At 52.2% G+C, this 11,437-nt stretch carries 8 protein-coding genes and 1 tRNA gene; 5 read left to right on the forward strand and 4 right to left on the reverse strand.

The window, feature by feature from the left end:
• Positions 1 to 167 precede the first annotated feature (167 nt).
• The 5 genes from uxuA to F3H12_RS00905 all read left to right on the forward strand — a co-directional run bounded on the left by uxuA (position 168) and on the right by F3H12_RS00905 (position 5,449).
• Positions 168 to 1,265 (forward strand): mannonate dehydratase, encoded by a 1,098-nt coding sequence (gene uxuA, locus F3H12_RS00885; protein ID WP_149677455.1) that lies wholly within the window; start codon positions 168 to 170, stop codon positions 1,263 to 1,265.
• 125 nt (positions 1,266 to 1,390) lie between these two features.
• Positions 1,391 to 2,128 (forward strand): GntR family transcriptional regulator, encoded by a 738-nt coding sequence (locus tag F3H12_RS00890; protein ID WP_149677456.1) that lies wholly within the window; start codon positions 1,391 to 1,393, stop codon positions 2,126 to 2,128.
• Between the two features lie 14 nt (positions 2,129 to 2,142).
• On the forward strand, positions 2,143 to 3,756 hold the full coding sequence (locus F3H12_RS00895) for a mannitol dehydrogenase family protein (protein ID WP_149677457.1): 1,614 nt from the start codon (positions 2,143 to 2,145) through the stop codon (positions 3,754 to 3,756).
• Between the two features lie 103 nt (positions 3,757 to 3,859).
• Positions 3,860 to 5,260 carry a glucuronate isomerase gene (gene uxaC, locus F3H12_RS00900; protein WP_149677458.1) on the forward strand — a complete coding sequence of 467 codons (1,401 nt, stop codon included), beginning with the start codon at positions 3,860 to 3,862 and terminating at the stop codon, positions 5,258 to 5,260.
• A 113-nt stretch (positions 5,261 to 5,373) separates the two neighbouring features.
• Positions 5,374 to 5,449, forward strand: a tRNA-Val gene (locus F3H12_RS00905).
• Positions 5,450 to 5,541: 92 nt separating this feature from the next.
• On the opposite strand, the gene F3H12_RS00910 is transcribed toward F3H12_RS00905, so the two are convergent.
• From F3H12_RS00910 to F3H12_RS00925, 4 genes are all read right to left on the reverse strand, one after another.
• Positions 5,542 to 7,650, reverse strand: coding sequence for a methyl-accepting chemotaxis protein (locus F3H12_RS00910; RefSeq protein ID WP_188118297.1), 2,109 nt, complete (start codon positions 7,648 to 7,650; stop codon positions 5,542 to 5,544).
• Between the two features lie 199 nt (positions 7,651 to 7,849).
• Positions 7,850 to 8,668: a zinc transporter ZupT gene (zupT, locus tag F3H12_RS00915; RefSeq protein WP_149677460.1), complete on the reverse strand. Its 819-nt coding sequence runs from the start codon at positions 8,666 to 8,668 to the stop codon at positions 7,850 to 7,852.
• A 140-nt stretch (positions 8,669 to 8,808) separates the two neighbouring features.
• On the reverse strand, positions 8,809 to 10,248 hold the full coding sequence (locus F3H12_RS00920; RefSeq protein WP_149677461.1) for a nicotinate phosphoribosyltransferase: 1,440 nt from the start codon (positions 10,246 to 10,248) through the stop codon (positions 8,809 to 8,811).
• Between the two features lie 98 nt (positions 10,249 to 10,346).
• A complete protein-coding gene (locus F3H12_RS00925) occupies positions 10,347 to 11,273 on the reverse strand; it encodes an NUDIX hydrolase (RefSeq protein WP_149677462.1) in 927 nt (308 codons plus the stop codon).
• Positions 11,274 to 11,437: the final 164 nt, after the last annotated feature.

An 11,437-nucleotide genomic window follows, 5' to 3' on the forward strand; every position in this document is an offset into this window, starting at 1 on the left:
ATTCACAAATGGGCGTCGGCGAAACTTTTTCTGCATAAATTCGGCCAAAACCATTGCCTCAGATATATTAGTATGTTAATATACAAAGGAAGGCTTCTTTACCCTGGAAATGCCTCCGCATCATATGGCAGCGCGTACAGGATTGCTGCAGGAATGGAGAATTGTGTATGAAGCTGACTTTGAGATGGTTTGGTACCGGTTATGACAGCGTTACGCTGGAACAGATCAGACAAATCCCCGGAGTAAAGGGCGTCATCACAACCCTGTACGATGTTCCGGCAGGAGATGAGTGGCCCCTTGAGCGCATACAGGCACTGAAAGAGGAAGTGGAATCTTACGGATTGAAAATTCTGGGCATCGAAAGCGTTAACGTCCATGATGCCATCAAGGCTGGGCTTCCCGAAAGGGACCGGTACATAGAAAACTACATCAAAACCCTGGAAAGGCTCGCAGCCTGTGATATCCGGCTTGTATGCTACAATTTCATGCCGGTATTTGACTGGGTAAGATCCGATCTGGCCAAGCCCCGCGAGGATGGAACCACCGTCCTGTCCTATGAGCAGTCGGTCATAGACAGGATCGAGCCAACGCGGATATTCAGCAGGATGGACTCGGGATCCAACGGATTCATCCTCCCCGGCTGGGAGCCTGAGCGATTGGCCGATATCCGCAAACTGTTCGAACTATACAGCGATGTGGACGATCAGAAGCTCTTTGAGCATATGGTATACTTCCTGAAAGCCGTCATGCCCACCTGCGAAAAATACGACATCATGATGGCTGTCCATCCCGATGATCCGGCGTGGCCCGTATTTGGGCTTCCCAGAATCGTCACCAACCTGGAAAACCTGAACAAGCTTTTTGATGCCGTTGGCAGCCCCTGCAACGGCGTAACCCTCTGCACCGGATCCCTTGGCTCCAATCCGGAGAACAATATTCCCGAAATCATCCGATCGCTCAAGGGAAGGATTTTCTTCGCCCATGTCAGGAATCTCAAACATCAGGGGCCACGCAGCTTCGATGAGGCGGCACATCTGTCGGAAGACGGCTCCCTGGACATGTTTGAGATCATGAAAGCATTCTATGACATCGGTTTTGATGGTCCTTTCCGTCCTGATCACGGAAGAGCCATCTGGGGCGAAAAAGCCATGCCGGGATACGGGCTTTTCGACAGGGCTTTGGGTGCGACATATCTGAACGGTCTTTGGGAAGCCATCTCAAAGATGGATAGGCTCAGCAGGGCTTCCTTCCCGGGTAACAGGTAAGGCATGCTTTCTCCCTGCACCTGGAATTGGTTCAGCCCGGACTAAAAAGATATAGTATAATTATTACTGACATGTTACTATATTAGTGAACATTCGACCAATTCTTACGAGCGAGGAGATTTGCCATGATATCTGATCGGGCCCTGTTGCAAAAGCACTCATCCTTTAATATTGGGGACGGCGTCTATTACAGTCTCCGCAAGAACATTATCACCCTCAACCTGAAGCCGGGTGAGCCTCTGAACATCAAAACGATCTCAGAAAAGCTCAACGTGAGCAGGACTCCCGTGAGGGACGCGCTGATCAAGCTGGCCAAGGAGGGTTTGGTGGATGTTGTTCCCCAAAAAGGTACCAGTGTTTCGAAGATTGATCTCAAGCGCGTTGAAGAAGAAAGGTTTTTGAGGGAAAGCCTGGAGCTACGGGCTATTGAGATGTTCATGGGCATCAAGAAGGAGAGCGATATTGTCCGCCTGCAGAGCATCCTGGACATGCAGAAGGAATGCGTCATAAACAACGATCTGATCGCACTCCAGGAATATGACGACGAGTTCCACAAGGTCTTCTTCACCACCACTGAGAAGAACACCTGTTGGGAGATCATTCAAAGCATGTCCGGTCATTACAGGCGCATACGACTGATATCCCTTTGGGAGAGACCCATTATCACGAAGGTCATTGATGAACACAAAAAGATTCTGGACAGCATTGTCAAGGGCGATGTGCAGGAGGCAATTTCCTTATTTAAAGACCATTCCTCAAGGATCATCGTTGAGGAGAAGGAACTGATGCAGAAATATCCTGAGTACTTCAGGCTGCAGTCCGAAGATAATTTCCTTATCAAGGATTTCCTGAGCATGATGTAACGGAGATGAGGGCTTTGAAACTGTGTGACTCCGAACTGAAAAACCGGCCTGTCTGGCAGAAGGCAGGCTATGTTTTGCCTGCCTTTGATCGTGAAAAAATCAGGAAAGCCACAATCGATGAACCCATATGGGTTCATTTTGGTGCAGGCAACATTTTCAGGGCTTTTCCGGCCGTACTGCAGCAACAGCTTTTGGATGCCGGCTTAAGCCGGAAGGGGATCATCGTCTGCGAGGGATATGATTACGAAATCATCCGGCGTTTGTACAAACCCTACGATGATCTGAGCCTCCTTGTGGTGCTGAAGCCCGACGGACGGATCGAAAAGCGGGTGGTCGCCAGCGTGACAGAATCGCTGGTGGCGGACACAGACGCCGCATCCGACTGGCAAAGACTGAAGGAAATCTTCCGTAAGCCATCCCTCCAGATGGCCAGCTTTACCATTACCGAAAAGGGCTATAGTGTATCCGATCCACAAGGCCGGTATTATCCCGAAGTTCTGGAGGACTTCAGCGCAGGACCCGCATCCCCTGTCAGCTTCATGGGCAAGATTGCTTCCCTGTGTTACGAAAGATATAAGGCCGGCGAACTGCCGTTGTCCTGGGTCAGCATGGACAATTGCTCCCATAATGGCGAAAAGCTTTACCATGCCATAAGCACCTTTGCCCGTGAATGGGCGAATCGCGGCCTGGTGGAACCCGGCTTTCCCGAATACGTGGATGACCCCGGAAAGGCAGCCTTCCCCTGGAGCATGATCGACAAGATCACGCCGCGCCCTGATGAAAATATCAAGAACCAGCTGGAAAAGGAAGGCTTTGAGAGCACCGAGATCATCTGCACCGACAAAAAGACCTACGCGGCTCCCTTCGTGAATGCGGAGGAGCCCCAGTACCTCGTCATTGAGGATATCTTCCCCAACGGACGGCCGCCCCTGGAAAAGGCCGGTGTCATCTTCACCGACCGGGATACGGTAAACCGGGTGGAAAAGATGAAGGTCTGTACCTGCCTGAATCCGCTCCATACCGCCCTGGCCATATTCGGCTGCCTGCTTGGCTATACCTCCATTTCTGCGGAGATGGCGGATCCAAGGCTAAAAAGGCTGGTGGAAAGGATTGGCTACGACGAGGGCCTGCCGGTGGTAGTGGATCCGGGCATCATCAATCCCGGCGAGTTCCTGCGGGAAGTCATCCAGATTCGGCTGCCCAACCGCTTTGTCCCCGATACGCCGCAGCGTATCGCCACCGACACTTCCCAGAAACTGCCCATCCGCTTCGGCGAAACCCTCAAGGCCTATATGCAGTCCGGCGAGGGTGCTTCCCACCTCACCTATATTCCCCTGGTCTTTGCCGGATGGTGCCGTTACCTGATGGGAATCGACGATAGCGGCCGGACCTTTGAGCCAAGCCCTGATCCGCTTCTGGATCAGGTGAAGCAGCACCTGGAAGGCATTGCCCTGGGCGCAACGGGTCCTTTTGAGGACCGGCTGCGTCCCATCCTGAACGATCCAAAACTTTTCGGCGTCAGCCTTTATGACGCCGGCCTGGCGGATAAGGTCCTGCAGTATTTTGCCCGCATGGTTTCCGGGCCGGGAGCAGTAGCCGCGTTGCTGTCCGAACTGTTTGACGCATGATACCGGTTTATATGAGTCATTCCTGTGCGCATCGCATTCGGGAAAATCCTTATTATCCCCGGTTTCTGGCACTTCTATTCCTGTGAGATTTGGAGGGGTTGGCATGTCCCGGTTTATCCATGAAGATTTCCTTCTGCAGAACGAAACGGCCAGGATTCTCTACCACGAATACGCAGCGCATCTTCCCATCATCGATTACCATTGCCACCTGGATCCCGGAGAGATCGCCCGGGACAAACGTTTCCGCAATATCACCGAGGTCTGGCTCGGCGGAGATCATTACAAATGGCGGGCCATGCGCACCAATGGCGTTGAGGAAAACGCCGTTACCGGAAACGCTCCGGACAAGGAGAAGTTCCTCAAATGGGCGGAAACCGTGCCTTACCTTATCGGCAATCCCCTCTATCACTGGACCCATCTGGAACTCAAGCGCTATTTCGATATCGACCTGCTTCTCGGTCCTGACACCGCCGAGGCCATCTGGGAACACTGCAATAAAAGGCTCAGTGAGCCGGATTTCTCCGCGCGCGGTATCATCAGAAAATCCCGCGTTGAAGTCATCTGCACCACCGATGACCCTGTGGATACCCTGGAATACCACAAGCAGCTCCAATTCGATCCGACCTTTGATGCCAAGGTGCTACCTACCTTCAGGCCGGACCGGGCTGTGAACATTGAAAAGCCGGATTTCAGGGACTACGTGCAGTTGCTTTCGGCGGCATCCGGCATACCGATTCGTTCCTTTGAAGACTTTCTGGCTGCCCTGGAAAGCCGGATCGTCTACTTCCACGAAAACGGGTGCAGGCTGTCGGACCACGGCCTGGAACCCCCTGTATTCATTCCGGGAACCGAGAAGGAAGCCGCAACGGTTTTCCGGAAGGCCTTGGCAGGCGAGGAACTGACCGGGCATGAGATTGCCCTGTTCAAGACAAGGATCATGCTCTTTCTGGGCAGGCAATATGCCGAGTGGGGATGGGTCATGCAGCTCCATATCGGTACCCAGCGCGACAACAACACCCGGATGTTCGAAAAGCTGGGCCCGAACACCGGGTATGACATGATGTCGGATGATATCTATTCACGACCCCTGGCCAGGTACATGGACGCCCTGGACAGAAACGGCCTTCTGCCGAAGACCATCCTCTATGTCATCAACCCGAGGGATAACGAGATGATAACCACCCTGGCAGGATGTTTCCAGGGGGATGGCATACCGGGCAAAATTCAGTTTGGATCGGGCTGGTGGTTCAATGATCAGAAGGACGGCTTGGTACGCCAGATGACCGCGCTGGCCAGTATGGGACTGTTAAGCCGTTTTGTGGGCATGCTCACCGATTCAAGAAGCTTCCTTTCCTACACCAGGCATGAATATTTCAGGAGAATCCTCTGTAACCTCCTGGGAACCTGGGTAGAAAACGGAGAGGCCCCCAACGATATGACGCTGCTGGGAAGAATGGTACAGGATATTTCCTACTACAACGCCAGGCGCTATTTTCAGCTATAAGGCTTCTGAAGGCATCATTATACTGTGATGGCCTTTATCAGCAGAAAGCAGCCCAAAACAGCCAAAAACCCCAGATTGATTTTTACCGGCGGTTGCTGTATAATCGCTTTGTCGGGATTTTAGCTCAGCTGGGAGAGCACTACACTCACATTGTAGGGGTCACTGGTTCGAGTCCAGTAAGTCCCACCATAAGCTAACCCCTCCGGAACACCTGTTCCGGAGGGGTTAGCTCTGCTTTTAGCCCCTTTTTCGCATCTTCGTCCAAAAGACCGGACTTTTTCCTATTCCATTTTAAACTTGCTGATGGAATCGTTCAGTACCCTGGCAACTGTTTCAAGCTGCTCCGCATACCTGGACAGCTGCTCGATAGCCGAAAGCTGTTCCTGTGAGGATGCGGTCACCTCCTGGGTGGAAGCGGCGATCTGCTGGGATACCGAGGAAATATTTTGAATGGCCAGCAGCACGTCCGTTTTGTAGAGGTTCATGTCGGTAATTCCGTTGAGGATCTGCTCAACCTTGGCGGCAAGCTGATCCATGGAGGCCGATATCCTGTTGAACGTTTCCGTGGTATCGCTGACCGCTTTATTCTGGGAACTGATAGTTTCGTTGGCCGAGAGGGCTCTTTTAGCCAACTGAGCTGTTTGACTGCGATTGCTTTCGATAATCCTGGCGATCTCGCCGGTAGCGGTTACCGATTGCTCAGCCAGTTTCCGGATCTCATCGGCAACAACTGCGAATCCTCTTCCCGATTCTCCGGCCCTTGCCGCTTCAATGGCAGCGTTAAGGGCAAGCAGGTTTGTCTGGTCCGCAATCTGATCAATCACCGCGATGATCTTGCCGATGGATTGTGAGTTCTTATCCAGCACCTGGATATCCGATATGATCGCCTGTCCGATTTCTGTGGTCTCCTTCGAGGCGTTTTCGAGATTTTCCACGGCAGCCAGTCCCTGTTTTGTCAGGCGAATGGTTTCCGAAGTGAAAGTGCCGATTTCATTGGCATATCCCGAAACAGCGTTGATCCTTTCTTCGAGATCCCCCATTTTCTTATTGCACTGTTCCGCATCCCCGGCCTGATCCGCAGCTCCGGCAGCAATCTCCTCCACGGCCTTGGCAACCTCCCGGGACACAACAGCCGCTTCCCTGGAAGTGTCGGCTATGGTCTGGGCGGACGCATTCACCTGTGAGGCCGATTCGGTGACATTCCCGATCATGTGCCTCATATTCTCTATCACGACATTGAATGCCTTGGCCAGGGTGCCAAACTCATTCCTGCGCCCGCCGTTAAACCTTACGGTCAGATCACCCTCGGAGACTTGCCTGGATACCTGCAAGACATGGCTCACAGCCCGGCTTATCCCTATTGCCATCAGGAGGCCGACGGCAACAGCGAAAGCCGAAACCAGGACGGTCAGAATCAGGGTGATCTGGCGGATGTCCGCCGCCCTGGCTGAGAAATTCGACGTGGGTATCAGGCCGACCAGGTTATATCCGGTTTCTCCAATGGTACTGTATACGGTAAGATACTCGCCGTTCTTGTATGCAGTGACTTCGGAACCCTTTCCGGCTTCATTGGCAACAATATCAGCATAAAGGGCAGTGTTGACCACCTGGTTCTCCGGGACGGAGGTGTCCATAACCTCGCTGGCACCGTCTTTCATCATATAGGCTATATCCCGGCCGTCCGGACTGATGAGATGCAGTTCGCTGCCGTCTCCCAGCTGGACGTCCATGAGCGCATTGGAAACCAGGTTGGTTTTCACGGTAATAACAAGGATTCCCTGTATCTCAGAGGTATAGGGATTCTTGATGAGCCTTGCCAGCGCCATGGCATAGGATGCCATGTCGGGCACCTGGCCCTCAAGTTCATAAAGGGATCCGACCCAGAAGGCATAACCGTCCTTCTCCTTTGCCAGGCTGAACAGTTGCCCATCCTTTATGTTTTCCAGGGCTGCCTTTTCCACCTTCCTGAAGGAGGCCGATACAGGTTTTTTCCCTTCCAGCAGGAGAATGATGTCATCGATCAGCGCATTCTCCAGCTTGATGCTTGACATGAATTCAGTCAGGTTCATCTGGAGATTGGCATCGTCCTCCTTGGCGGTGACATACTTTATGAAATTGGTATTCATGATAATCTGGTTGCAATCGGCTTCCACGCCCGAATAGGAAAGCTGCAGGTATTTTCCGACCTGCTCAATGATTTGAAAGGTGGATTCCTCGGCAGTCTGCCTGATGGACTTAAAAGCCCGGTTATACGAAAACAAGCCCAGGAAAACAATGGGAATAATCATGAACAGCACTGCCGCAAGCAACCGGGTCCGTATGCTGTAAAACCATTGCGACATGCCGCCTCCGGTCTTGAAATATTTCTTGAGTTCCCTGAAAACGTTCATCATCCGTCAACCTACTTTCTGTATACATAGTGAGCGGGCTTTAGATGCCTGATCCTATTTACCAACTCCTGACCAGGTTGAATCAAAAAATTAGGAATTCTCGCGGATAATCTGTCAAAAAATAGTATACCCAGGAACGTTCCCCATATGGGCTTCCCGGGTATAATGGCTGTATAAAACCTTTTTCGGTTTTCCTGGGCTAGATGAACAACAACAGGCTGACAGCCATGACGAGCATGCCTGCCACCAGGCCATAAATGGACAGATGGGCCTCGCCGTATTCGCGTGCCGTTGGCAGCAGTTCGTCCAGAGAAATAAAGACCATGATGCCTGCAACGCCGGCGAAAAGAATTCCGTAAACCGCATCATTGAAGAACCGATACAGGATCAGGTAGCCGATGATGGCACCCAGGGGTTCCGACAGGCCTGACAGGAACGAGAGGGAAAAAGCTTTTTTTCTGCTGCCCGTTGCATAGTAGACAGGCACGGAAACCGCTATTCCCTCGGGAATATTATGGATGGCTATGGCCACCGCTATCGCAACGCCGAGCGTGGGATCCTTGACGGCGGAGGTAAAGGTGGCAAGGCCTTCGGGAAAATTGTGAATGGCAATGGCCAGCGCCGTAAACAGCCCCATCCGCATCAGGACACCCTGGCATTTGGCCGCCTCAGGCGAGTTGATGTCCTCGATCATGCGGCATTCGTGAGGATTTTCAGTGGACGGAACCAGTTTGTCAATCAGCCCGATCAAAAGCATTCCGCCAAAGAATGCCGCCACGGTTATCCATGACCCCGTTTTCTCCCCATACACCCTGATCAGGGAATCCTTGGCCTTGAAAAAGATTTCTATCATGGACACATAGATCATGACGCCGGCCGAAAAACCCAATGCCACCGAAAGGAACCGGGTATTCGTCTTTTTGGCAAAGAAGGCCAGTGCGCTTCCGATTCCTGTGGACAAACCCGCAAGCAGCGTCAGACCAAAAGCGTACAGCAGGTTTTCAAAGTTGAGATCCATGGACATCCCCCTTTCACCACGGAGCATCAGTCGCCCCAAACACGCATGCAATTATCTGAAACATCGCAGCAGGGTCGATTCCCTGCGTTTGGAAACGTTTTTCGGGAAGCCCTGCCGGTAATCATTGCTCTTTTGTCCGCTCAAACGACCGAGTATTTTTCAAGCAGCTTATTCTTGGTATCCCACAGGGGTTTGGACAGGTCCACATAGTACTCATGAGGATTCTCGAAGCGCTTCACTTCATCCCAAAGACTATCAATCTGCTCCATGCAGTATTGCCGGATAGCTTTGAGCGGCGGGCTCTGGTAGACGCACTCGCCGTTTATGAAGATAGGCTCCAGTAGTTTCCTGGCCCGGAAATTCACCAGGGTCTTGCGCTTCCAGGTATAGTCGGGGTCGAAAATCTCGTAAGGCCGTGTATCATCAATGACCTCGTCATGGTGGGTCAGAACATCGGCCAGGGCCTTGCCGCTTTCCCTGTCGTAAAGCCGCCAGACCTGCTTGAAACCGGGATTGGTTATCTTGCCCACATTCTCGCTCAGCTTGATCTTGGGGATGATTTTGTCCCCTTCGATGATGGCGGCCAGTTTGTAAACCCCGCCGAATACCGGCTCCGAGCGTGATGTGATCAGGCGTTCGCCGACGCCGAACATATCCACCCTCGCTCCCTGGATCAGGATGTCACGGATGATATACTCATCCAGCGAGTTTGAGGCCATGATCCTGCAATCCGGGAAACCGGCTTCATCCAGCATTTTCCTGGCTACATTGGACAGGTAGGTGATATCGCCCGAATCAATCCGAATGGCCTTCGGCCTGTAGCCCATGGGCACAACCACCTCGTTGAAGGTGCGGATGGCATTGGGGACCCCTGATTTCAGGACATTGTAGGTATCCACCAGCAGGACGCAGTTATCCGGATAGGCCCTGGCATAGGCCTTGAAAGCCTCCAGCTCGGAATCGAACATCTGGATCCAACTGTGGGCCATGGTCCCCATGGCGGGAATATTGAATTCCCTCTCGCAGATGGTGCAGGAAGTTCCGATGCATCCGCCGATATAGGCAGCCCGGGCTCCATAGATGGCCCCGTCGTAGCCCTGGGCCCTCCTGGAGCCGAACTCAACCACCGGACGTCCCTTGGCGGCGCGCACGATGCGGTTGGCCTTGGTGGCAATCAGCGACTGGTGGTTGATGGTCAAAAGGATCATGGTTTCAATGAGCTGTGCCTGAATAACCGGCCCCCTGACCACCACGATGGGCTCGTTGGGAAATATGGGCGTACCTTCCGGGATTGCCCATACATCACAGGAGAAACGGAAGTTCTTCAGATAGTCCAGGAAGGCTTCGTCGCACCCCTTCTGGCGAAGAAAGGCGATATCCTCATCCTTGAACTCAAGGTTTTTCAGATACTCGATCAGCTGCTCCACGCCGGCCATTATGGCAAAACCACCGTTATCCGGCACTTTTCTGAAAAACATATCGAATATGGCCGTCCGTTCCCCGAGGCCATTCTTCAGATAGCCGTTTCCCATACTGAGTTCGTAAAAGTCAGTCAGCATTGTCAGGTTTTTTCCTTCCATGATTTGCGCCTCTTTCTGTCAGATTTCAGTTTTTGATAAGTATTTCAGCGACACCGGCCGATATCCTGCCGGCCATACACGTCAACCGGGATATTGGTTCAGCCGCTCCCTCTCTCCCAGTCTTCAGCATTCAGAATTCCCCGGTACATATAGAGCTTGGACGGCCTGTGTCCCGCATCCTTTTTATACCGATTGGTTTCCACAACCCGGTCGGCTATCTTTCTCCGGAAATTGGCCTTGAGAAGCTCCCTGTCCAGGATGACTTCGTATACCTGCTGGAGCTCGGTCAGGGTGAAGTACTGCGGCATCAGGTTAAAGGCAATATCCGTATACTCCACCTTGTTCCTCAGGCGCTCAATCCCGTACGCAATGATCCGCGCATGATCAAAGGCGATTCCTCCCGGATCCTCAATGGTGGTCTCCCACCGGCTGATCTTCCCTTCGGTTTTCAGGGTTTGCTTGAGCACAGCCGTCAGGGTCTCATTTTCATGATGGAGGGTCAGCCGGCAATAGCGCTCACAGGTTGTATTGTCTCCGTCCATCGTTTTTTCTTCCTTGAAGACCCTGTAGGTTACCGTAAACCACCGGGCATCATCGGCATCATCGCTGGCTTTGATGTCCAGCACGGAGCTGTCGGTCAGCGACAGGTACGAGGTGCTGATGATCCTGGTCCTCGGGTCCCTGTTGGGATCACCCCAGGTATACAGTTGTTCCAGATAGACATTTTCAATACCGGTTTCTTCCTTGAGCTCCCTGTAGGCGGCCTCCTCCAGGCTCTCGTGCATGCCGACAAAACCTCCCGGCAGAGCCCATTGACCAATGCAGGGGTGATCTCCCCTCTTGATCATCAGAAGTTTCAGCGCCTTTTCCGGGAGCTTTCTGTAATTGTCGCTCACTTCGTTGGTTACCGTGAAAATAAGCATGTCAACTGTTACTGAAGGCCTGTCGTACTTTGCAGGATCGTAACTGGCCAAAAACTCTTCTTCGGTGAGGCCCATCTTGTTCACAGCTTGATTACGGCTCATGGCTCCGTATACCCTCACTTGTTATTATAATGATAATATCAATTTATTAATATGGATTATACCTTTCCCTGATACATCCGTCAATAGCCTAATCAATGACGGACGCGTTATAAGTCTTTTAAAAGACTTACAAATAATGCTATAATATCATTAACCATACACGA

The organism is Thermoclostridium caenicola (assembly GCF_900142095.1).
Lineage (GTDB): Bacteria > Bacillota > Clostridia > DSM-8532 > DSM-8532 > Thermoclostridium_A > Thermoclostridium_A caenicola.